The following is a 21,929-nucleotide window of genomic DNA, read 5'->3' as shown; positions in this document are numbered from 1 at the left end:
TACGAGTCTACACCGAATTAACAACAAAAAACACGTTCTGGAGAAGCCCCATGGCTCACCGCCCACGCTGGACATTGTCGCAAGTCACAGAATTATTTGAAAAACCGTTGCTGGATCTGCTGTTTGAAGCGCAGCAGGTGCATCGTCAGCATTTCGATCCTCGTCAGGTACAGGTCAGCACTTTGCTGTCAATTAAGACCGGAGCTTGCCCGGAAGATTGCAAATACTGCCCGCAAAGCTCGCGCTATAAAACCGGGCTGGAAGCCGAGCGGTTGATGGAAGTTGAACAGGTGCTGGAGTCGGCGCGCAAAGCGAAAGCGGCGGGATCGACGCGTTTCTGCATGGGCGCGGCGTGGAAGAATCCGCACGAACGCGATATGCCCTATCTCGAGCAGATGGTGCAGGGGGTAAAAGCGATGGGGCTGGAGGCGTGTATGACGCTGGGGACATTAAGTGAATCCCAGGCGCAGCGCCTCGCGAATGCCGGACTGGATTACTACAACCACAACCTCGACACCTCGCCGGAGTTTTACGGCAATATCATCACCACGCGCACCTATCAGGAACGCCTCGATACGCTGGAAAAAGTGCGCGATGCCGGGATCAAAGTCTGCTCAGGTGGCATTGTGGGCTTAGGCGAAACGGTGAAAGATCGCGCCGGATTATTACTGCAACTGGCAAACCTGCCGACGCCGCCGGAAAGCGTGCCAATCAACATGCTGGTGAAGGTGAAAGGTACGCCGCTGGCGGATAACGATGATGTCGATGCCTTTGATTTTATTCGCACCATTGCGGTAGCGCGGATCCTGATGCCGACCTCTTATGTGCGCCTTTCTGCCGGACGCGAGCAGATGAACGAACAGACTCAGGCGATGTGCTTTATGGCAGGTGCAAACTCGATTTTCTACGGTTGCAAACTGCTGACCACGCCGAATCCGGAAGAAGATAAAGACCTGCAACTGTTCCGCAAACTGGGGCTGAATCCGCAACAAACCGCCGTTCTGGCGGGCGATAACGAACAACAGCAACGTTTGGAACAGGCGCTGATGACCCCGGACACCGACGAATACTACAACGCGGCAGCCCTATGACCTGGCAGGAGAAGATTAACGCGGCGCTCGATGCGCGGCGTGCTGCCGATGCCCTGCGTTGCCGTTATCCGGTGGCACAAGGCGCCGGACGCTGGCTGGTGGCGGACGAACGGCAGTATCTGAACTTTTCCAGTAACGATTACTTAGGTTTAAGCCATCATCCGCAAATTATCCGTGCCTGGCAGCAGGGTGCGGAGCAATTTGGCGTCGGTAGTGGCGGTTCCGGTCACGTCAGCGGTTATAGCGTGGCGCATCAGGCGCTGGAAGAAGAACTGGCCGAGTGGCTGGGTTATTCGCGGGCGCTGCTGTTTATCTCCGGTTTTGCCGCTAATCAGGCGGTCATTGCCGCGATGATGGCGAAAGATGACCGCATCGTTGCCGACCGGCTTAGCCACGCCTCCTTGCTGGAAGCGGCCAGTTTAAGTCCGGCGCAGCTTCGTCGTTTTGCTCATAACGATGTCGCTCATCTGGCGCGCCTGCTTGCTTCCTCCTGTCCAGGGTTGCGACTGGTGGTGACAGAAGGCGTATTCAGTATGGACGGCGATAGTGCGCCGCTGACGGAAATCCACCGTGAGACGCAGCAGCACAATGGCTGGTTGATGGTCGACGATGCCCACGGTACGGGTGTTATCGGTGAACAGGGGCGCGGTAGCTGCTGGCAACAGCAGGTGAGGCCGGAATTGCTGGTTGTTACGTTTGGCAAAGGATTTGGTGTCAGCGGTGCGGCGGTGCTTTGCTCTGAAACTGTGGCGGATTATCTGCTGCAATTTGCCCGCCATCTTATCTATAGCACCAGTATGCCGCCCGCTCAGGCGCAGGCATTACGTGCGTCGCTGGCGGTCATTCGCAGTGAAGAAGGTGACGCGCGACGCGCAAAACTGGCAGCACTCATTACGCGTTTTCGTGCCGGAGTACAGGATTTGCCGTTTACGCTTGCGGATTCATGCAGCGCCATCCAACCATTGATCGTCGGTGACAACAGCCGTGCGTTACAACTGGCAGAAAAACTGCGCCAGCAAGGCTGCTGGGTCACGGCGATTCGCCCGCCAACCGTACCCGCTGGCACTGCGCGACTGCGCCTGACCTTAACCGCAGCTCATGAAACGCAGGATATCGACCGTCTGGTGGAGGTGCTGCATGGCAACGGTTAATAAACAAGCCATTGCGGCGGCATTTGGTCGGGCTGCCTCACAGTATGAGCAACACGCAGAGTTACAGCGTCAGAGCGCCGATGCCTTGCTGGCAATGCTCCCGCAACGCAAATACGCCCGAGTGCTGGATGCTGGCTGTGGACCTGGCTGGATGAGCCGCCACTGGCGCGAGCGCAGCGAGCAGGTGATGGCGTTAGATCTCTCGCCGCCAATGCTTGCCCAGGCACGCCAGAAGGATGCCGCAGATCATTATCTGGCGGGGGATATCGAATCCCTGCCGTTAGCGACTGCGACGTTCGATCTTGCATGGAGCAATCTCGCGGTGCAGTGGTGCGGTAATTTATCCACGGCATTAGGTGAGCTTTGTCGCGTAGTACGCCCCGGCGGCGTGGTGGCATTTACCACGCTGGCGCAGGGATCGCTCCCTGAATTACATCAGGCGTGGCAAGCGGTAGATGAACGGCCTCATGCTAATCACTTTTTACTACCCGCTGACATTGAACAGGCGCTGAAAGGCTTATGTTATCAACACCATCTTCAACCCATCACCCTGTGCTTTGATGATGCGCTCAGTGCCATGCGTTCGCTGAAAGGCATTGGCGCAACGCATCTTCACGCAGGGCGCGATCAGCGAGTATTAACCCGTTCACAGTTACAACAACTGCAACTGGCCTGGCCGCAACAGCAGGGGCGATATCCTCTGACGTATCATCTTTTTTTGGGAGTGATTGCTCGTGAGTAAACGTTATTTTGTCACCGGAACGGACACCGAAGTAGGGAAAACTGTCGCCAGTTGTGCACTTTTACAAGCCGCGAAGGCAGCAGGTTATCGGACGGCAGGTTATAAACCGGTGGCCTCTGGCAGCGAAAATACCCCGGAAGGCTTACGTAACAGCGACGCGCTGGCGTTACAGCGCAACAGCAGCCTGCAGCTGGATTACGCAACGGTAAATCCTTATACCTTCGCAGAACCCACTTCGCCGCACATCATCAGCGCGCAAGAGGGCAGGCCGATAGAATCATTGGTAATGAGCGCCGGATTACGCGTGCTTGAACAACAGGCTGACTGGGTGTTAGTGGAAGGTGCTGGCGGCTGGTTTACGCCGCTTTCGGATTCCTTCATGTTTGCAGATTGGGTAACGCAGGAACAACTGCCGGTGATTCTGGTCGTTGGGGTAAAACTGGGCTGCATCAATCATGCAATGCTGACAGCACAGGCAGTACAGCAGGCAGGACTAACTCTCGCAGGCTGGGTGGCGAACGATGTCACTCCGCCAGGCAAACGTCATGCTGAATATATGGCTACGCTCACCCGAATGATCCCCGCGCCGCTGCTGGGGGAAATTCCCTGGCTTCAGGAAAATCCAGAAAGTGCGCTAACCGGAAAATATATAAATCTCACATCACTGAAGTAGCAAAAAAATTGGTTGAATTGCGAGCGAGATCGCGTCTTCGGTCGCCCGTAATTTAACCAACCAAATGCTAAAAAAATCGCGAAAAAAATTTTACCCCGGCATTATACGATTAGTATGGGAATTGCCCAGGCGGCTGGACATAGGGGCTGCAGGCAGTTATCCACTATTCCTGTGGATAACCATGTGCATTAGAGTTAGAAAACGTAAGGTAAGCGAGAGAATACGCGGCTTGCACGCAAATTGGCGCTAAAGACGGCTTAAATAAATATTTTTTATTTTTCAATCTGTTAGATAAATGCAATGGCTGTCAGGAAAGTGTTATCTCCTGCAATAAATCCGTCATCAGCCATCTTGACAAATGTTAAAAAAGCCATTGCTCTGGGGATAACCCTGCAGACCAGAGTTTTATCTCGTCACAGCGTCAATTTTGCCTACGGTTTAGACCTTAGTTTACGGCGTAACAGAAATGTTGTGGTGTGAGACTGTTTTTTTATCCAGTATAATTTATTGGCATTATTAATCATGACGAGTAAAATTACACACCTGCCCGCCCATTCCTTCAGGTAGCAACTCATGAGTAAACCATTCAAACTGAATTCCGCGTTCAAACCTTCTGGCGATCAGCCGGAGGCGATTCGACGCCTCAAAGAGGGGCTGGAGGATGGCCTCGCGCATCAGACTCTGCTTGGCGTGACGGGGTCGGGGAAAACCTTCACTATTGCTAATGTCATCGCTGACCTGCAACGCCCAACTATGGTGCTGGCGCCCAACAAAACGCTGGCAGCGCAACTATATGGTGAGATGAAAGAGTTCTTCCCGGAAAACGCGGTGGAGTATTTCGTCTCCTATTACGATTACTATCAGCCAGAAGCCTATGTTCCGAGTTCAGATACGTTTATTGAGAAAGATGCCTCAGTAAACGAACATATCGAACAGATGCGACTTTCAGCAACCAAAGCGTTGCTGGAGCGGCGAGATGTTATTGTCGTAGCGTCAGTTTCCGCAATTTATGGTCTGGGCGATCCTGATTTATATCTCAAGATGATGCTGCACCTCACGGTCGGTATGATTATCGATCAGCGCGCGATCCTGCGTCGCCTGGCGGAGTTGCAATACACCCGCAACGACCAGGCATTCCAGCGCGGCACTTTTCGCGTGCGGGGTGAGGTGATCGACATCTTCCCGGCAGAGTCCGACGACGTTGCGCTACGTGTAGAATTGTTCGACGAAGAAGTGGAACGGCTCTCGCTTTTCGACCCACTAACCGGGCAGATTATCTCGACCATTGCGCGTTATACCATCTACCCGAAAACGCACTATGTTACGCCGCGCGAGCGCATTGTGCAGGCGATGGAAGAGATTAAAGAAGAACTGGCGGATCGGCGCAAGGTACTGCTGGCAAATAACAAGTTGCTGGAAGAGCAGCGGCTGACCCAGCGTACTCAGTTTGATCTGGAGATGATGAATGAGCTGGGATATTGCTCGGGCATCGAAAACTATTCTCGCTTTCTTTCCGGGCGTGGGCCTGGCGAGCCACCGCCGACGCTGTTTGATTACCTGCCTGCCGATGGGCTGCTGGTGGTTGATGAATCACACGTCACCATTCCGCAGATAGGCGGTATGTATCGCGGCGACCGGGCGCGTAAAGAAACGCTGGTGGAGTATGGTTTCCGTCTGCCATCTGCGCTGGATAACCGTCCGCTGAAGTTTGAAGAGTTCGAAGCATTAGCCCCGCAAACCATCTATGTTTCCGCGACGCCCGGCAACTATGAACTGGAGAAATCTGGCGGCGACGTGGTGGATCAGGTGGTGCGTCCAACCGGATTGCTTGATCCGATTATCGAAGTGCGTCCGGTCGCGACCCAGGTCGATGATCTTCTTTCGGAGATTCGTCAGCGAGCGGCAATTAACGAACGCGTTCTGGTGACGACGCTGACCAAGCGGATGGCGGAAGACCTCACCGAATATCTCGAAGAACACGGCGAGCGCGTGCGTTATCTTCACTCCGACATTGATACCGTTGAACGTATGGAAATCATCCGCGACTTGCGTCTGGGCGAGTTCGATGTGCTGGTTGGCATCAACTTACTGCGCGAAGGTCTGGATATGCCGGAAGTGTCGCTGGTGGCGATCCTCGACGCCGACAAAGAGGGCTTCCTGCGTTCTGAACGTTCGTTGATCCAGACCATTGGTCGTGCGGCACGTAACGTTAACGGTAAAGCGATTCTCTACGGCGATAAGATAACCCCGTCAATGGCGAAAGCGATTGGCGAAACCGAACGTCGCCGCGAGAAACAGCAGAAGTACAACGAAGAGCATGGCATTACACCACAAGGGCTGAACAAGAAAGTGGTCGATATCCTGGCGCTGGGGCAGAACATTGCTAAAACCAAAGCCAAGGGCAGAGGGAAAGCGCGCGCGATTGTTGAGCCGGATAATGTGCCGATGGATATGTCGCCAAAAGCGTTGCAGCAGAAAATCCATGAACTGGAAGGGCAGATGATGAAACACGCGCAAAACCTGGAGTTCGAAGAGGCGGCGCAAATTCGTGACCAGTTGCATCAGTTGCGTGAGCTGTTTATTGCGGCTTCGTGACGAGATGAAAAAGCCGGAATGTTTTTCTGGTTTGAGGCTGATGAGAAACGCGAAATTGCCTGATGCGCTACGCTTATCAGGCCTACATGCACTCTGCAATATATTGAATTTGCGCGATTTGTAGGCCGGATAAGGCGTTCACGCCGCATCCGGCATGAACAACGCGCACTTTGTCTGCAATCTGACGCCGGAATGTTCTTCCGGTTTTCCGTTAACCCAACGCCTGTAACGCCTTTTCCAGTGCGTTATGTAACAACTGGCGGTCATGACGATAGGGGATATCGCTGGCCTCCAGTACGTCCTGAATCACTATTCTGTCGGTGACCGCAGAAACATCCACTTTCGGCCCAACGACGACGGCATCAATAACCTTCTTGCCGACATACTGCTCCATAATCGCCAGCTTATTTTCCAGTTTCAGATTCGCCGCTGGTAGGCTAAGTTCACGTCCCAGATTGCCGATATAGACCATCGGTGCTGGCGTGCGGCGTAATGCCTGCGCCATTTCCTTAAGCAGCAGGATCGGCATCAGGCTGGTATAAAAACTGCCTGGCCCGATAAGAATCAGATCTGCTTCATTGATAGCATGTACAGCTTCACGCGTAGCAGGCACATTAGGGGTTAACAGTAATTCCTGAATCGGCGTGGTTAACTGGTCAATATTTACCTCGCCGTAAACTTCATGCCCCTGATCGTCAATCGCCATCAGATCAACGGGATGCTCTGACATCGGAATCAAATGTGCATCCACTTTCAGCAGATTACGAATTAAATTGATGGCTTCCAGAGGCCGCACGCTAAGGTGGTCCAGCGCCTTTAACATCAGGTTTCCAAGGTTATGCCCGGAAAGCTCGCCATTACCGCCAAAACGATATTCAAACATCGCGGAAGCGACGCTGGGTTCTGTAATTAACTGATTAAGACAGTTGCGCATATCGCCCCAGGCAATACCGCCTTCTGAGCGGCGAATACGCCCTGTTGAACCACCGTTATCGGTGGTGGTCACAATGCCCGTTAAACGAGAACCCAAAGACGAAAGTGATGAGAGAACGCGTCCCAGTCCATGCCCTCCGCCGAGAGCAACGACACGATCAAGGTCAGCCAGCGTACGATTGCGCATATAAATTCCTGAAGTCAGATTATCCGCGCTACAGTAGCGCAACTGACAGGGAAACAGCAATTAACCCGCCAAAATTGAGGATACAAATAATTGTTTTCTACCTCTAAAGGACGATATACGCACTGCATTGCTGATGATGTACATCAAAGTAAAACCATCATTTTCCCTTATTCTGTAGGGAAATAGCACGATCATGACGCTATATACATGATTACATAGCGGAAAGTGTGAATGGTAAAAATCTCATTTACACGCTAGTATCGGCATAACCACTAAACACTCTAGCCTCTGCACCTGGGTCAACTGATACGGTGCTTTGGCCGTGACAATGCTCATAAAGATTGCCACCAGGGCGAAGGAAGAAATGACTTCGCCTCCCGTATCTGGAAAGGTGTACATGGCTTCACAACTGACTGATGCATTTGCGCGTAAGTTTTACTACTTGCGCCTGTCGATTACCGATGTGTGTAACTTTCGTTGCACCTACTGCCTGCCGGATGGCTACAAGCCGAGCGGCGTCACTAATAAAGGCTTCCTGACCGTCGATGAAATTCGTCGGGTTACTCGCGCCTTCGCCAGTCTGGGCACCGAAAAAGTGCGTCTGACAGGCGGCGAGCCGTCTTTACGTCGCGACTTTACCGATATCATCGCCGCTGTGCGGGAAAACGACGCTATTCGCCAGATTGCGGTCACCACCAATGGTTATCGCCTGGAACGCGATGTCGCGAACTGGCGCGATGCAGGCCTGACGGGCATTAACGTCAGCGTTGATAGCCTCGACGCCCGTCAGTTTCACGCCATTACCGGGCAGGATAAATTCAACCAGGTAATGGCAGGCATCGATGCTGCATTTGAAGCCGGGTTTGAGAAGGTTAAAGTCAATACCGTGCTGATGCGGGATGTCAATCATCATCAACTCGACACCTTTCTGAACTGGATCCAGCATCGCCCCATTCAGCTGCGTTTTATCGAACTGATGGAAACGGGCGAGGGCAGCGAACTCTTCCGCAAGCACCATATTTCTGGTCAGGTTCTGCGTGACGAGCTGCTGCGTCGCGGCTGGATCCATCAGCTTCGTCAACGCAGCGACGGCCCCGCACAAGTCTTTTGTCATCCGGATTACGCCGGAGAGATCGGCCTTATCATGCCGTATGAAAAAGACTTCTGCGCCACCTGCAACCGCCTGCGCGTCTCCTCCATTGGTAAACTCCATCTCTGCCTGTTTGGTGAAGGCGGCGTTAACCTGCGCGATCTGCTGGAAGACGATACCCAGCAACAGGCGCTGGAAGCGCGTATTTCGGCGGCGCTGCGGGAGAAAAAACAGACCCATTTCCTGCATCAAAACAACACCGGTATTACGCAAAACTTATCGTACATTGGCGGTTAAAACGTCAAAAGGAGAGATCAGATGAGTCAGGTAAGCACTGAATTTATCCCGACCCGTATTGCTATTCTTACGGTTTCTAATCGTCGCGGTGAAGAAGACGATACCTCCGGTCACTATCTGCGCGACTCGGCGCAGGAAGCAGGCCATCACGTTGTCGATAAAGCCATTGTCAAAGAAAACCGCTACGCCATTCGCGCTCAGGTATCTGCGTGGATCGCCAGCGACGATGTACAAGTGGTGCTGATTACAGGTGGTACTGGCCTGACAGAAGGCGATCAGGCGCCAGAAGCACTGTTGCCGCTGTTCGATCGTGAAGTCGAAGGCTTCGGCGAAGTGTTCCGTATGCTGTCGTTCGAAGAGATTGGCACCGCAACCCTGCAATCTCGTGCGGTGGCGGGTGTTGCTAACAAAACGCTGATTTTCGCGATGCCCGGCTCGACTAAAGCGTGCCGCACCGCCTGGGAAAATATCATCGCCCCGCAGCTGGATGCCCGTACGCGTCCGTGCAATTTCCATCCACATTTGAAGAAATAAGTATGTCGCAACTGACCCATATCAACGCCGCTGGCGAAGCGCACATGGTGGATGTCTCCGCCAAAGCGGAAACTGTGCGTGAAGCGCGCGCCGAAGCCTTTGTCACCATGCGCAGTGAGACGCTGGCGATGATCATTGATGGTCGCCATCACAAAGGCGACGTATTTGCCACTGCGCGCATTGCCGGTATTCAGGCGGCAAAACGCACCTGGGATCTGATCCCGCTTTGTCATCCGCTGATGCTCAGCAAAGTTGAAGTCAATTTACAGGCTGAGCCGGAACATAATCGGGTACGAATTGAAACGCTTTGCCGCCTGACAGGGAAAACGGGTGTCGAAATGGAAGCATTAACCGCAGCCTCCGTGGCGGCGCTGACCATTTATGACATGTGCAAAGCGGTGCAAAAAGATATGGTGATTGGTCCGGTACGTTTGCTGGCGAAGAGCGGCGGCAAGTCGGGTGATTTTAAGGTGGAAGCGGATGATTAAAGTTCTTTTTTTCGCTCAGGTGCGCGAGTTGGTAGGAACGGATGCAACCGAAGTGGCTGCGGATTTCTCAACCGTAGAAGCATTACGCCAACACCTGGCAGCGCAGAGCGATCGCTGGGCGCTGGCGCTGGAAGATGGCAAATTGCTGGCTGCTGTCAACCAGACGCTGGTGAGTTTTGACCATCCGCTGACTGACGGCGACGAAGTTGCTTTCTTCCCGCCGGTAACCGGAGGTTAAGATGGCAGAAACCAAAATTGTTGTCGGACCTCAGCCTTTTAGCGTTGGGGAAGAGTACCCGTGGCTGGCTGAGCGTGACGAAGATGGTGCAGTGGTCACGTTTACCGGTAAGGTGCGCAACCATAATCTGGGCGACAGCGTCAAAGCATTAACCCTCGAACACTATCCGGGGATGACGGAAAAAGCACTGGCGGAAATCGTGGATGAGGCGCGTAACCGCTGGTCGCTGGGGAGAGTCACGGTGATTCATCGCATTGGCGAATTATGGCCGGGCGATGAAATCGTATTTGTCGGGGTCACCAGCGCGCATCGTAGCAGCGCGTTTGAAGCCGGGCAGTTTATTATGGACTATCTCAAAACCCGCGCACCGTTCTGGAAGCGCGAAGCCACGCCGGAAGGTGATCGCTGGGTCGAAGCTCGGGAGAGCGATCAGCAGGCGGCGAAACGCTGGTAGTTTTTTGTTGGCCGGATAAGGCACCGCTGCGTCCGGCAATTTCACCGCTCAGTACATGCGTTTACGCTGCGTCGATGCACACCCTCATCATTTGCAGTATCCTTTAGATATTCCTTATATCTTCAGGAGAAAGTCATGGACAGATTCCCACGTTCAGATTCAATCGTACAACCCCGTGCTGGCTTGCAAACCTATATGGCGCAAGTCTATGGCTGGATGACAGTTGGTTTGTTACTGACCGCATTTGTTGCCTGGTATGCAGCCAACTCTGCTGCCGTTATGGAGCTGCTATTCACTAACCGTGTCTTCTTAATCGGTTTGATAATCGCGCAATTAGCTCTGGTTATCGTGTTATCAGCGATGATTCAAAAACTCAGCGCGGGCGTAACGACGATGCTCTTTATGCTTTATTCGGCGCTAACGGGCTTAACGCTCTCCAGTATTTTCATTGTCTACACTGCCGCCTCTATTGCCAGTACCTTCGTTGTCACCGCCGGGATGTTCGGCGCGATGAGTCTGTATGGTTACACCACGAAACGCGATTTAAGTGGCTTCGGCAATATGCTATTTATGGCATTAATTGGTATCGTCATAGCCTCTCTGGTGAACTTCTGGCTGAAAAGCGAAGCATTAATGTGGGCAGTCACCTACATCGGCGTGATTGTCTTTGTTGGACTGACGGCGTATGACACTCAGAAACTGAAAAATATGGGTGAACAGATTGATACCCGCGACACGTCGAACCTGCGTAAATATTCCATTCTTGGCGCCTTAACGTTGTATCTGGACTTCATCAACCTGTTCCTGATGTTGCTGCGGATATTCGGTAACCGCCGTTAAACGCATTTCTTATAAAAATCCCGGAACGACACCGGGATTTTTTTGTCTATTCGATAATAAGTATATATTTAAAAAATAGACATAAAGATATAATTCACATTGATTATATCTATGCATATGATGCATTTTTATAAATCTGGTATACCTAAAAGAAAATAGAGTACAATCCTACGGTTTTATTAATGGCTGGCGATATTCATCTGTTAAATAAATGCTTGCGGGTAAAAATCAATCATCTGCTGATAATATATTTCAATGGGATTAATTTTTAAATATATATTCATATAATAAATGGGTCAGGGTTCTATGTCTTTCGTATTACCATCGATAACGGCTTATCCTCGGCAGTCAAAAAAATACATTTTCATCGCATTGCTACTTGTGTCTGTATTACTCCAGCTTTGGCCTGTTTATTTTTTACAGCCATTGAGAGTTATCCTGCGCGTCGGTATCTGCAACTTGCTAATCATCCTGTGTTTGACAGGGTGTTATCGATTATTTGTTGGGAAAATAGTGGCATTGAGTGTGTCACTATTATTGACCATTAATTTTATGGTCGCGCTTTGTACATGGCAAATTTATCAAAGTGAATTTAATATTATCTTTGCAATGAGTATCATGGAAACCCACTGGTCTGAAGTGAAAGCAATGTCGGGGTTATATCTATCCTGGATGCCAGTATGTGTTGTTTATTTCTTGCTGACTTATTTTTCTATACCCATGGGCGTTAAGTGTGTGTCTACTAAGGTTCAATGTGCATCACTGGTGATACTATTAATATTTATCTCATGGTTTAGTTACAATCAATGGAGTAAACAGAAAAAAGATGGTCTTGGAGGATACTCTCCATTAAGCTCCAGGGTGTTAAGATTTACACCATTTTATACCGCTGCCGATTTTATTATTGCTTATCGAGATATTTCTTTTGCCAGAGAAATAAAACAAATTGATGTGGATTTACCGGGATTGATTGCTAAAGAAACGGATATTGAAAATTATGTTATTATCGTAGGGGAGTCTGTACGGCGCAGTAATATGAGTTTGTATGGCTTTGGTATCAATACAACGCCTGTACAAAATGAGATTGGACCACAGGCGCTTATCTTTGATAATGCGGTTTCCCCAGCGGCGGCAACAGTAACTTCTGTTCCGATGATCCTTAGTAAAGCGACAACAGAAAGTTTTACCACTGCGGACTTATCAAATAATGTTATTGCCGTAGCTAATAAAGTGGGGTATCAGACTACCTGGTTAAGTACCGTGGGTATGTCCGGGAAGCATAATAACTATATTACGCTCATTGGTCGTTCCAGTAATAATACACATTGGGTAAGCGAGGAATACGATGATAGCCTTCTGCCGTTGTTGGATGAAGCATTAAAAGTCAAGGGTAAGAAATTAATACTGCTACATGGTAATGGTAGCCATGAAATTGCCTGTACACGCTACCCTGAATGGGCAGATAAAATTAAAACTGGGGATAAATACGAGGATTGCTACAACAACTCCATACGATTTACCGATTACATCATTGGCGAAATCATGAAAAGACTGGAGGGAAGTAAATCCTCATTACTCTATTTTTCTGACCACGGTCTGGAGAAAAATCCCAATATTCCATCGTATTATATGCACGCCGCAGATACTCCCAGTAAAGAAGCCTACGATGTACCGCAATTTATCTGGTATAGCCAGGCTGCTATCGCCAGTCAACCGCGTAAACTTGGACACATTCAAGAAGTTTATTCATTGCTTAATAACTATGCGATGATTCTTGACTGGCTGGGCATCTCTACCCACGAAGAGCATTGCAATTCGCCATTATCTCAGTGTTATCGTCCGCACTCCTCTATTCCAGTAACGGATGGCACCCGAGCTAAAATATATGAATATAAAGATCTGCGAGACACCTTTACATCACCGAAGAAAAAGGTTTCTTATCGCGAAGCCAGTCCGAATCCGCTGTAATTTTATGCTGAGAGGACATCGCCAGATGTCCCCTGATGATTATTAAGGAAACAACAAACATTACTCTGGCGTAAAACATACTTTGTTAAAGGGCTGTAGCGTATCAGAATGCAGGAAAGCATTAGTTGTGTAGGGCGGGTAAGGCGTTCACGCCGCATCCGCCATGAACAAATAGCACGTTGCTAACAATCTGCACAAACCAAAGAACTTAACTAAACATCACATCGCCGCTTCATTTTTCGCCCGTAGCTTCTTCGCCTGACTTTCCAGTAGCAGGTAACAGATCAGCGCCAGCAGCAGTGGGATAAAGTAATACAGCACACGGTAAGCGAGTAGGGCGGCGATAATTGTACCTTTGGAGGTATGCTCCCCAGCCAGTAGCGCGATAAATACCGCTTCCAGCACACCAATTCCCGCCGGAATATGCACGATGACGCCAGCAATACTACTAACCAGCAACACGCCCAGTACAAAGAAATAGTTCACGCTTTGACCGAGTAACAGCCAGATAATCGCTCCCATTACCATCCAGTTAACGCTGGAAATCAGCATCTGGGCGAGGGCGAATTTCCATGAAGGCAGCACCAGCTTTTGTCCTTTGATGGTCATATGGCGGTGCTTCGCGAAAGCGCAAAACCACAAATAAACCGCGATAATCATCAGTAAGCCAATGCCGAGAATACGCAGCGTGGTTTGATCGACATACCAGTGGTCCGGCAGCTCCACCACGCCTGCGGTAAAGATAATCCCCGCCAGCAAAATATAGCCCAGCCAGTTGGTGGTAATACTCAGCGAGAAAATCCGTGTAATAGTGCTACCCGGTAATCCCAGGCGGGAGTAAAGACGATAGCGCATACCAATGCCGCCAACCCAGGTACTAAGCGTCAGGTTGAAGGCGTAGCAGATAAACGACACCAGCATCACCTGGCGCTTCGCCAGTTTATGACCGCAGTAAGAGCGAGCAAGCAGGTCATAGCAGCCGTAAATCAGATAGCTGACGACCACCAGCCCAACCGCACTGAGCAGCGCAACGCGATTGTAGTCACGGATGACCTTCCAGACCTCTTCCCAGTCCACCTTTTTGGCGTAGACCACCAGCAACACAATCACCGCGATAAAAAACAGCCAGGTGAGGATCTTCTTTACTAAGCGCCAGCGCGGGTGTGATTTACTCATCAGGGTTTCACCCCCGTATTTTCAGTTTCTACCCGATCCTGAGTTTCCATTGCCGGCTGCGCGGGCGGATCAACTTGCGCCAGACGTGGCGTGTGCGCCGGAAGCCAGCCCACCAGTGCCGGGAAATGGCGTAAAAAGTGGAATGCCAGCACGCTTTTGGTCAGGTTCCACCAGGTGCGTTTTGGCAGCATGGTTTCATCTACCTGCTGGCAGTCAGCGGCGATGATGCCATTCAGATTGTCGCGTAGCGTCTGGTTAAAATGACGATCGTGGATAATAACGTTTGCTTCAAGATTCAGCGACAAACTGAGCGGATCGAGGTTACTGGAGCCCACCGTCGCCCAGTGATCGTCCATCAATGCCACTTTGCCGTGGAGCGGGCGGCGGCGATATTCAAACACCTGAACGCCGCCTTTAACCAGATAGTTATACAGCAAGCGCGCGCCGACTCTGACAATAGGCATATCCGGTTCACCCTGAATAATCAGTTTGATCCGCACCCCGCGCCGTGCCGCTTTACGCAAGGCGTGCAAAAATCGATAGCCGGGGAAGAAGTAGGCGTTGGCGATAATCACTTCCCGCCGCGCCTGAGTGAGCATTTTCAGATAGTGACGTTCGATATCATCGCGATGTTCTTCGTTATCGCGCCAGACCAGCAATACCTGCGCTTCTCCCGGCTGGCGGTTCTCTTCCGCTTTGTGATGACGTCGCCACCAGCGTCGTGCCGCGCTCTGTCCTGGCAGGTTTTCCAGCTCAAACTGGAGAATATCTTCGACAATCGGCCCTTCGAGGCGTACCGCGTAATCCTGTTTAGCCTCTGGACCGTAGCTGGACATATGCTCGGCGGAGTAATTCAGCCCGCCAATAAAGGCGATACGTGCGTCGATCACCACAATTTTGCGATGCATCCGGCGAAACACATTGGTGCGCATACCGAACAGGCGAGGGCGGGGATCGTAATAACGAAACACCACGCCAGCCGCCGTCAGTTCATTGACAAACTCATCGCTGAGATCCGGCGAACCGTAGCCATCCAGCAAGACTTCCGCTTTAACCCCGCGTCGTGCAGCGTCCAGCAATGCTGCGTGTAATTGTTTACCGACGTCATCCTCGAACCAGATAAACGTTTCAAGAATAATGCGTTCTTGCGCCTCACCAATCGCTTTAAATACAGCGGGATAATATTGCTCGCCGTTCTCCAGCAACTGGATCTTATTGCCTTCGCGCCAGCTACATTTCATAAATGAATCTCCGCACTTAGAGGGGCATGATCAGAAAGGTGTCGCCATGTCCGCAGCGGCAACGCGGTTGGCGCGCTGGCGCTGGCATTTTTGACATAGATCCTGTCCAGACGTAGTAGAGGAAATTGCACTGGAAACGTGCGCGCCGGGCGTCCGTGGGCGCGGGTAAATATCTCATCCAACCCGGCCTGTACTTTTAAGGGATGATTGGCTTTTTGCCGCCAGTCGTTGAAATCACCCGCCACTAAAACGGGTTCGTCGGGCGGAAGCTGGTTCACCCATTCGGCGAGCATCGCAAGCTGCGCCTGACGGTGCGCCTCACGCAGGCCAAGATGCACGCACATCACATGAATCGCTTTCCCGGTCACCGGTGGCACAATGCGGCAATACAGTACGCCACGTTTTTCCGCTCCATCGACAGAAACATCACGATTTTCATAATGTTCAATGGGATAGCGTGACAGCACCGCGTTTCCGTGATGCCCTTCTGGATACACAGCATTGCGACCGTAGGCAAAATCGCTCCACATGGTGTCGGCAAGAAACTCGTAGTGCGAGGTATCGGGCCAGTTTTCCACATGCAGCGGATGAACTTCGTGCGCGCCCATCACTTCCTGCAGGCAAACAATATCGGCGCTGACGGTGCGCACGGCGTCGCGAAGTTCCGGCAAAATGAAGCGTCGGTTAAACGCGGTAAAGCCTTTGTGAATATTGATGGTGAGTACCTTGAACGAAAATTGTTGTGTTTGATCGGGCATAATTTTCCTGTCTTTGCCTCTTATCTCATTGAAATAGTGTAGTCGGCGTCACAAAAAGGTGCGGTCTTACGGAATTTTCCGTAAAGTTCGGTACTCTGAGTTAGTAGAGATAAATTCTTCAGGAGAGAAGCCATGAAGTGGCAACAACGTGTTCGTGTCGCAACTGGCCTAAGTTGCTGGCAGATTATGTTGCATTTACTGGTAGTGGCGCTGCTGGTGGTGGGCTGGATGAGTAAAACCCTGGTTCACGTCGGCGTGGGATTGTGCGTGCTGTATTGCGTAACGGTAGTGATGATGCTGGTGTTTCAGCGCCACCCCGAACAACGCTGGCGCGAGGTGGCAGACGTACTGGAAGAGCTGACCACCACCTGGTATTTTGGCGCGGCGCTGATTGTGCTGTGGCTGTTGTCCCGCGTACTGGAAAACAACTATTTGCTGGCAATTGCAGGGCTGGCGATCCTTGCCGGCCCGGCGGTGGTGTCGTTACTGGCGAAAGATAAAAAGTTACATCACCTTGCGTCTAAACATCGCGTACGCCGCTGACCCTGTCGTGGCCGTTATCACCAGTAGCGGCCACAAACTGTTCCACACAATATCCAGACTCGCATCCTTCAAATAAATCTGCTTGGTAATGTCCGTAAAGTGGCGGATAGGGTTAATCCACGTCAGGTTTTGCAGCCACACCGGCATGTTTTCCACCGGCGAAACGTAACCGGAAAGCAGAATGGCGGGCATCATAAAGACGAATACGCCGATAAACGCCTGCTGTTGTGTTGCACAGAGTGATGAAATCAGCAGACCGAATCCCACCAGTGACAAACCGTAAATCACCATCGTGAAATAGAACAGCGCCAGCGATCCGGCGAAGGGGATTTGATACGCCCAGATACCAATCGCCAGCACAATGGTGGCCTGAAACGTGGCGACAATTAACGCCGGTACGGCTTTACCGATGAATATCTGCCAGGTGGTGAGGGGCGAAACCAGTAGCTGATCGAGCGTACCTTGTTCACGTTCACGAGCGACGGAAAGTGAAGTGACGATCATTACGCCGATAGTGGTGATCATGGCGATCAGCGACGGCACCACAAACCATTTGTAGTCGAGATTCGGGTTATACCAGTTGCGTACCACCAGCTCGCTGTTGTTGGGTTTCGGTTTTCCTTCCAGCAGCTCCTGCTGATAATTTTTGACGATCTGTTGCAGGTAGTTGGCGGCGATTTGCGCACTGTTGGAGTTACGCCCGTCGAGAATTAACTGCAACGGTGCGGTCTGGAAAGTATCCAGTTTGCGTGAGAAGTCAGCCGGGAAACGCACCAGCAGTAGCGCCTTTTGCGTGTCGATGGTCGGGCGGATCTCCTGCGGACTTTTCAACAGCAGCACATGGGTAAAGGCGCTGGCGCGGGCAAAACGTTGAGTAAGTTCTACCGAATGCTCGCCGTTATCTTCATCGTAGATGGCGATGGTGGCGTTGGTCACTTCCAGCGTGGCGGCAAACGGGAACAGGATCACCTGAATAAGCACGGGTAAAATCAGAATCGCTCGCGTCTGCGGTTCGCGCAGCAGCGACTGCAATTCTTTGCGGATTAACGTCCATAAGCGATGAAACATGCTCTTCTCCCTAATCCAGCCGACGTTTGGTTTTCAGCCACGTCAGGCCGATAAACATTACCGCCGAAGCGATCAAAAACAGCACGTTTACCACCAGTACCACCGGAATATTCCCGGCGAGGAACAGGCTTTGCAGGGTGCTGACGAAATAACGTGCGGGAATAATGTACGTCACCGCGCGGATCACCGCTGGCATACTGTCTATCTGAAATATAAAGCCGGAAAGCATAATCGACGGCAGGAAAGCGGCGTTCAGTGCCACCTGAGCGGCGTTGAACTGGTTGCGGGTAATCGTAGAAATCAGCAGCCCCATCCCCAGCGTACTGAGTAAAAACAGACTGGTGATAAAAAACAGGATCAGCAGCGAACCGCGATAGGGTACGCCGAGAATAAACACCGACACCAACATACAGAGCAGCATCGCCAGCATACCGAGGAAATAATAGGGGATCAGCTTACACAGCAGCAGTTCCGTGCGGGTAATCTCAGTAGAGAGCAAAGCCTCCATAGTGCCGCGCTCCCACTCCCGCGCCACCACCAGCGAGGTGAGGATCGCGCCGATGACCGTCATGATAATGGTTACCGCACCGGGGATAATAAAGTGCTGGCTTATCGCCGCCGGGTTAAACCAGTAGCGTGTCTGGACGTCGATAAGCGGTTCAAAGGTCTGCCCGTTGTCCTCTGCCCGCTGCATTTGCCAGATCTGCCAGATCCCTTCGACATACCCCTGCACAAAGTTAGCGGTATTCGGCTCACTGCCGTCGGTGATCACCTGAATCGGCGCGGTGGCGTTGGCGCGCTCCATCTGTTCGGCGAAATCCACGGGAATCACCACCAGACCACGAATTTTCCCCGCCTGCATTTTGGCGATCAGTTCCTGACGGTTATCGCTGATGGTGGCGTCAATATAGGGCGAGCCGGTCATAGTGTGGGTGAAATCCAGCGCCGCTTCGCTACGCTGCTCCAGCAAAATCCCGACGCGCAGCTTGCTGGAGTCGAGGTTAATGCCGTAACCAAAAATAAACAGCAGCAACAGCGGGATCACCACCGCAATCAGCCAGCTACTTGGATCGCGAATGATCTGCCGCGTCTCTTTGACGCACAGCGCCCGCACGCGACGCCAGGAAAGGATCGGGTTACTCATTGCCATGCTCCTTATCCCAGTCGTGGATCAATTGAATAAAGGCTTGCTCCATGGTGGGATCGGGTTGCTCATCGTTAGCCGACTGCGCTTTCAAATCGTCCGGTGTACCGCTGGCAATCAGCTTCCCGCGATATACCAGCCCGATGCGGTCGCAATATTCCGCTTCATCCATAAAGTGGGTGGTGACCATCACCGTGACGCCTTTCTCTACCATGCTGTTGATATGCAGCCAGAACTCGCGGCGGGTGAGGGGATCGACGCCGGAGGTCGGTTCATCAAGAAACAGAATGTCCGGTTCGTGCATTAGCGAGCAGGCCAGCGCCAGCCGCTGTTTAAAACCCAACGGCAGTTCATCGGTGGCATGTGAGGCGATACTTTTCAGGCCGAATGCCTCGCTCATACGGGAGATTTTTTCGTTCTGCGCCCGACCGCGTAAGCCATACACGCCGGAGAAAAAACGTAAATTCTGTTCGACTGTCAGATTGCCATAGAGCGAAAACTTTTGCGCCATATAGCCAAGATGCTGGCGCGCTTTACCGGAACTCTCTTTCAGATCCATGCCCAGCACCAGCGCCTGACCAGAGGTCGGCACCAGCAAGCCGCACATCATCTTAAAGGTGGTCGATTTACCCGCGCCGTTTGGCCCCAGCAAACCAAAAATCTCCCCACGTTTAACGGCAAAGTTGACGTGATCGGTGGCGGCAAAATCACCAAATTTCTTGGTCAGTTCTTTCGCTTCGATCACTGTCTCGCCGGGAGTGCCTTCTACCGTATGTAATATTGCGCCCAGCGGCGATTCTGAGGTTCCGGCACCGCCCAGCAAATCAATAAACGCATCTTCAAAACGTGGTGTGGTTTCGTTGATGTTGATTTCCGGCATCCCGTCGGCGCGACGAATATCGTCTGGTGTGGCCTCTTTTTTGAGGATCAGACGTACCGATTTCCCCTGAATCATGCAGTCGCTGACCTGCGGCAGTTTCAATGCCCGTTGCAGCAATTTGCGGTTGCCCTCGTGCGGGCTGGTCATCAGAAAACTGCGTCCGGCCATAGTCTGCGTCAGAGCCGTCGGTTCCCCCTGATACAACAACTCGCCTTCGTTCATCAGCAACACGTCACGGCACTGCTCGGCTTCATCGAGATACGAGGTGCTCCAGAGGATCAGCATCCCTTCGCCCGCCAGCTCATGCACCATTTGCCACAGTTCGCGCCGTGAGATAGGGTCAACGCCGACGCCGGGTTCATCGAGCAGTAACACTTTCGGTTCGCCCACCAGGGTACAGGCCAGCCCGAGTTTTTGTTTCATCCCGCCGGAGAGCTTACCCGCCAGGCGCCCGGTAAACGGGCCAAGAGACGTAAACTCCAGCAGGCGAGCAAAAGTCTGTTTACGTGCTTCACCGGTGACGCTGCGTAAATCCGCGTACAAATTGAGGTTTTCCATCACCGTGAGATCTTCATACAGACCGAATTTCTGCGGCATATAGCCGAGCACCGCGTGCAGCGCAGCGTCGTTTTTGATCGGATCAAAACCGATAACTGTGGCCCTGCCGCTGTCAGGTTTCAGCAACCCGGCCAGCATCCGCATCAGCGTGGTTTTGCCCGCGCCGTCCGGCCCTACCAACCCCGTCACATAACCAGCGTGAATGGTGCAGTCGAGCGGCGCGACGGCGGGCTTATCCATGCCCGGAAAGCGTTTTTCCAGGCCGTTCAGCGTGATAACGGCATCATTCATGTCCTGCCTCGTCACCGAATTGCACCGTCACTGGCATTCCCTGGCGTAACGCATCATCGGCGTCGGTCACCACAATACGCAGGCGATAGACGAGGTCGGTACGCAGATCCGGCGTTTCGACGGTTTTCGGGGTAAATTCAGCAGTCGGCGAAACGAAACCAATCTGCCCGTGATACGGCTTGTCCGGGCGACCATCGGTATAAAGCAGCACTTTTCGCCCCGGCTGGGCCTGGTCAAGATTACGTTCGTCAACATAGGCACGCACCCACACCGGACGAGTTAGTGAAACGGTAAACACCGTGCCACCTTCATTGAGAACCGTGCCTGGCTCCACCGCGCGCGTTAACAGCGTGCCATCAGACGGTGCTATCAACGTTGAGTCCTGTAAATTCAGCTCCGCCTGCGCCAGTTGCGCCTGCGCCTGTTCGAGGCTGGCTTTCGCCTGGGCGATGTCCTGTTCACGGTTACCGGAACGGTACTGACGTAATTTATCCTGAGCTGATTTCAGCGTTGCCTGCGCCTGGTCGCGCGAGGAGCGGGCATTTTCCAGGTCATTTGCCGAAATGGTGCGGCTTTTCCACAACCCTTGCTGACGGTTATAGAAGTTCTGCGCATAGTCATACGCGGCTTGCGCTTGTTTCACCGCTGCGGCGGCCTGAGCGATTTCTTCATCGCGATACCCGGCAAGCATCAGGTCGTACTGCGCCTGTGCCACCGAAACGCCTGCTTTCGCCTGCATCAGGGCAATCTCATACGGCTTATGATCCAGTTCGCCCAGAACCTGGCCCGCTTTGATCGCATCACCTTCGTCTACTGCCAGCGACTCAACACGACCACCGACACGGAAGCTTAGATTCACGGTGCGAATATCCACATTGCCATACAGCGTCAGGCCGTTATCCTGGCGGCTTTGATACCACCAGTAGCCTCCGGCAACCACGGCGGCAAGTACCACAACCACCAGTCCAATCACGACAGGTTTTTTCATC

The 21,929-nt window shown here is 52.1% G+C and carries 21 protein-coding genes and 1 riboswitch; of the genes, 13 read left to right on the top strand and 8 right to left on the bottom strand.

Annotated elements, in window-relative coordinates; translation table 11 throughout:
* The first annotated feature begins 50 nt into the window (after positions 1-50).
* From bioB to uvrB, 5 genes are all read left to right on the top strand, one after another.
* Positions 51-1,091, top strand: a complete 1,041-nt coding sequence (bioB, locus tag LG381_RS19235; RefSeq protein WP_000951210.1) for a biotin synthase BioB — start codon at positions 51-53, stop codon at positions 1,089-1,091.
* On the top strand, positions 1,088-2,242 hold the full coding sequence (gene bioF / locus LG381_RS19230; RefSeq protein WP_225762788.1) for an 8-amino-7-oxononanoate synthase: 1,155 nt from the start codon (positions 1,088-1,090) through the stop codon (positions 2,240-2,242). The genes bioB and bioF overlap by 4 nt, the downstream gene beginning before the upstream one ends.
* A complete protein-coding gene (bioC, locus tag LG381_RS19225) occupies positions 2,229-2,984 on the top strand; it encodes a malonyl-ACP O-methyltransferase BioC (RefSeq protein ID WP_085460539.1) in 756 nt (251 codons plus the stop codon). Before bioF ends, bioC begins: the two co-directional genes overlap by 14 nt.
* On the top strand, positions 2,977-3,657 hold the full coding sequence (bioD, locus tag LG381_RS19220) for a dethiobiotin synthase (protein WP_225762787.1): 681 nt from the start codon (positions 2,977-2,979) through the stop codon (positions 3,655-3,657). Before bioC ends, bioD begins: the two co-directional genes overlap by 8 nt.
* A 573-nt stretch (positions 3,658-4,230) precedes the next feature.
* Positions 4,231-6,252, top strand: a complete 2,022-nt coding sequence (gene uvrB, locus LG381_RS19215; RefSeq protein ID WP_000042546.1) for an excinuclease ABC subunit UvrB — start codon at positions 4,231-4,233, stop codon at positions 6,250-6,252.
* 211 nt (positions 6,253-6,463) lie between these two features.
* Here the strand turns inward: uvrB and yvcK are convergent, their stop codons facing one another.
* Positions 6,464-7,372, bottom strand: a complete 909-nt coding sequence (yvcK, locus tag LG381_RS19210) for a uridine diphosphate-N-acetylglucosamine-binding protein YvcK (RefSeq protein WP_010347415.1) — start codon at positions 7,370-7,372, stop codon at positions 6,464-6,466.
* A gap of 265 nt (positions 7,373-7,637) precedes the next feature.
* A riboswitch (molybdenum cofactor riboswitch) is annotated at positions 7,638-7,782 on the top strand.
* Between yvcK and moaA the strand changes: the two genes are divergently transcribed.
* From moaA to LG381_RS19175, 7 genes are all read left to right on the top strand, one after another.
* The gene (gene moaA, locus LG381_RS19205; RefSeq protein ID WP_001295301.1) at positions 7,770-8,759 is read left to right on the top strand and encodes a GTP 3',8-cyclase MoaA; all 990 of its coding nucleotides are present in this window, start codon (positions 7,770-7,772) and stop codon (positions 8,757-8,759) included. It overlaps the preceding riboswitch by 13 nt.
* A gap of 21 nt (positions 8,760-8,780) precedes the next feature.
* Entirely contained in the window at positions 8,781-9,293 is a 513-nt protein-coding gene (gene moaB / locus LG381_RS19200) for a molybdenum cofactor biosynthesis protein B (RefSeq protein WP_000084634.1), read from the top strand.
* A 2-nt stretch (positions 9,294-9,295) separates the two neighbouring features.
* Positions 9,296-9,781, top strand: a complete 486-nt coding sequence (gene moaC / locus LG381_RS19195) for a cyclic pyranopterin monophosphate synthase MoaC (protein WP_000080885.1) — start codon at positions 9,296-9,298, stop codon at positions 9,779-9,781.
* Positions 9,774-10,019: a molybdopterin synthase sulfur carrier subunit gene (gene moaD, locus LG381_RS19190; RefSeq protein WP_032225001.1), complete on the top strand. Its 246-nt coding sequence runs from the start codon at positions 9,774-9,776 to the stop codon at positions 10,017-10,019. The genes moaC and moaD overlap by 8 nt, the downstream gene beginning before the upstream one ends.
* A 1-nt stretch (position 10,020) precedes the next feature.
* Positions 10,021-10,473, top strand: a complete 453-nt coding sequence (moaE, locus tag LG381_RS19185; RefSeq protein ID WP_032225002.1) for a molybdopterin synthase catalytic subunit MoaE — start codon at positions 10,021-10,023, stop codon at positions 10,471-10,473.
* Positions 10,474-10,608: 135 nt separating this feature from the next.
* Entirely contained in the window at positions 10,609-11,313 is a 705-nt protein-coding gene (locus LG381_RS19180) for a Bax inhibitor-1/YccA family protein (RefSeq protein WP_000373623.1), read from the top strand.
* Positions 11,314-11,619: 306 nt separating this feature from the next.
* Positions 11,620-13,281, top strand: a complete 1,662-nt coding sequence (locus tag LG381_RS19175) for a phosphoethanolamine transferase (protein WP_225762786.1) — start codon at positions 11,620-11,622, stop codon at positions 13,279-13,281.
* Positions 13,282-13,500: 219 nt separating this feature from the next.
* Here LG381_RS19175 and LG381_RS19170 read toward each other — a convergent pair whose 3' ends face one another.
* From LG381_RS19170 to LG381_RS19160, 3 genes are read right to left on the bottom strand one after another with little or no spacing between them, the layout of a single operon-like run.
* Entirely contained in the window at positions 13,501-14,457 is a 957-nt protein-coding gene (locus LG381_RS19170; RefSeq protein WP_222680036.1) for a YbhN family protein, read from the bottom strand.
* Positions 14,457-15,698 (bottom strand): cardiolipin synthase ClsB, encoded by a 1,242-nt coding sequence (gene clsB / locus LG381_RS19165; protein WP_000650350.1) that lies wholly within the window; start codon positions 15,696-15,698, stop codon positions 14,457-14,459. Before clsB ends, LG381_RS19170 begins: the two co-directional genes overlap by 1 nt.
* Positions 15,695-16,456: an endonuclease/exonuclease/phosphatase family protein gene (locus tag LG381_RS19160; protein WP_001113359.1), complete on the bottom strand. Its 762-nt coding sequence runs from the start codon at positions 16,454-16,456 to the stop codon at positions 15,695-15,697. Before LG381_RS19160 ends, clsB begins: the two co-directional genes overlap by 4 nt.
* Positions 16,457-16,588: 132 nt before the next feature.
* On the opposite strand from LG381_RS19160, the gene LG381_RS19155 reads away from it, so the two are divergent.
* The gene (locus LG381_RS19155) at positions 16,589-16,999 is read left to right on the top strand and encodes a YbhQ family protein (protein ID WP_000871987.1); all 411 of its coding nucleotides are present in this window, start codon (positions 16,589-16,591) and stop codon (positions 16,997-16,999) included.
* Here LG381_RS19155 and LG381_RS19150 read toward each other — a convergent pair.
* Genes LG381_RS19150 through hlyD form a run of 4 tightly spaced genes read right to left on the bottom strand, consistent with a single transcriptional unit; the run spans position 16,961 to position 21,928 of the window.
* On the bottom strand, positions 16,961-18,067 hold the full coding sequence (locus tag LG381_RS19150) for an ABC transporter permease (RefSeq protein ID WP_000469029.1): 1,107 nt from the start codon (positions 18,065-18,067) through the stop codon (positions 16,961-16,963). The genes LG381_RS19155 and LG381_RS19150 overlap by 39 nt on opposite strands.
* Positions 18,068-18,077: 10 nt before the next feature.
* On the bottom strand, positions 18,078-19,211 hold the full coding sequence (locus LG381_RS19145) for an ABC transporter permease (RefSeq protein ID WP_000070112.1): 1,134 nt from the start codon (positions 19,209-19,211) through the stop codon (positions 18,078-18,080).
* A complete protein-coding gene (locus LG381_RS19140) occupies positions 19,204-20,940 on the bottom strand; it encodes an ATP-binding cassette domain-containing protein (protein ID WP_225762785.1) in 1,737 nt (578 codons plus the stop codon). The genes LG381_RS19145 and LG381_RS19140 overlap by 8 nt, the downstream gene beginning before the upstream one ends.
* Positions 20,933-21,928 carry a secretion protein HlyD gene (hlyD, locus tag LG381_RS19135; RefSeq protein WP_123000241.1) on the bottom strand — a complete coding sequence of 332 codons (996 nt, stop codon included), beginning with the start codon at positions 21,926-21,928 and terminating at the stop codon, positions 20,933-20,935. The genes LG381_RS19140 and hlyD overlap by 8 nt, the downstream gene beginning before the upstream one ends.
* Position 21,929 lies beyond the last annotated feature (1 nt).

The organism is Escherichia sp. Marseille-Q3837, assembly GCF_916618735.1.
Lineage (GTDB): Bacteria > Pseudomonadota > Gammaproteobacteria > Enterobacterales > Enterobacteriaceae > Escherichia > Escherichia ruysiae.
This window is presented reverse-complemented; position numbering and strand designations above follow the sequence as displayed.

Excerpts from the sequence above, each read along its gene's own strand:
- bioB (WP_000951210.1), top strand. The coding sequence starts at position 51 with ATGGCTCACCGCCCACGCTGGACATTGTCGCAAGTCACAGAATTATTT.
- bioF (WP_225762788.1), top strand. The coding sequence starts at position 1,088 with ATGACCTGGCAGGAGAAGATTAACGCGGCGCTCGATGCGCGGCGTGCT.
- bioC (WP_085460539.1), top strand. The coding sequence starts at position 2,229 with ATGGCAACGGTTAATAAACAAGCCATTGCGGCGGCATTTGGTCGGGCT.
- uvrB (WP_000042546.1), top strand. The coding sequence starts at position 4,231 with ATGAGTAAACCATTCAAACTGAATTCCGCGTTCAAACCTTCTGGCGAT.
- yvcK (WP_010347415.1), bottom strand. The coding sequence starts at position 7,372 with ATGCGCAATCGTACGCTGGCTGACCTTGATCGTGTCGTTGCTCTCGGC.
- moaA (WP_001295301.1), top strand. The coding sequence starts at position 7,770 with ATGGCTTCACAACTGACTGATGCATTTGCGCGTAAGTTTTACTACTTG.
- moaB (WP_000084634.1), top strand. The coding sequence starts at position 8,781 with ATGAGTCAGGTAAGCACTGAATTTATCCCGACCCGTATTGCTATTCTT.
- moaC (WP_000080885.1), top strand. The coding sequence starts at position 9,296 with ATGTCGCAACTGACCCATATCAACGCCGCTGGCGAAGCGCACATGGTG.
- moaD (WP_032225001.1), top strand. The coding sequence starts at position 9,774 with ATGATTAAAGTTCTTTTTTTCGCTCAGGTGCGCGAGTTGGTAGGAACG.
- moaE (WP_032225002.1), top strand. The coding sequence starts at position 10,021 with ATGGCAGAAACCAAAATTGTTGTCGGACCTCAGCCTTTTAGCGTTGGG.
- LG381_RS19180 (WP_000373623.1), top strand. The coding sequence starts at position 10,609 with ATGGACAGATTCCCACGTTCAGATTCAATCGTACAACCCCGTGCTGGC.
- LG381_RS19175 (WP_225762786.1), top strand. The coding sequence starts at position 11,620 with ATGTCTTTCGTATTACCATCGATAACGGCTTATCCTCGGCAGTCAAAA.
- LG381_RS19170 (WP_222680036.1), bottom strand. The coding sequence starts at position 14,457 with ATGAGTAAATCACACCCGCGCTGGCGCTTAGTAAAGAAGATCCTCACC.
- clsB (WP_000650350.1), bottom strand. The coding sequence starts at position 15,698 with ATGAAATGTAGCTGGCGCGAAGGCAATAAGATCCAGTTGCTGGAGAAC.
- LG381_RS19160 (WP_001113359.1), bottom strand. The coding sequence starts at position 16,456 with ATGCCCGATCAAACACAACAATTTTCGTTCAAGGTACTCACCATCAAT.
- LG381_RS19155 (WP_000871987.1), top strand. The coding sequence starts at position 16,589 with ATGAAGTGGCAACAACGTGTTCGTGTCGCAACTGGCCTAAGTTGCTGG.
- LG381_RS19150 (WP_000469029.1), bottom strand. The coding sequence starts at position 18,067 with ATGTTTCATCGCTTATGGACGTTAATCCGCAAAGAATTGCAGTCGCTG.
- LG381_RS19145 (WP_000070112.1), bottom strand. The coding sequence starts at position 19,211 with ATGAGTAACCCGATCCTTTCCTGGCGTCGCGTGCGGGCGCTGTGCGTC.
- LG381_RS19140 (WP_225762785.1), bottom strand. The coding sequence starts at position 20,940 with ATGAATGATGCCGTTATCACGCTGAACGGCCTGGAAAAACGCTTTCCG.
- hlyD (WP_123000241.1), bottom strand. The coding sequence starts at position 21,928 with ATGAAAAAACCTGTCGTGATTGGACTGGTGGTTGTGGTACTTGCCGCC.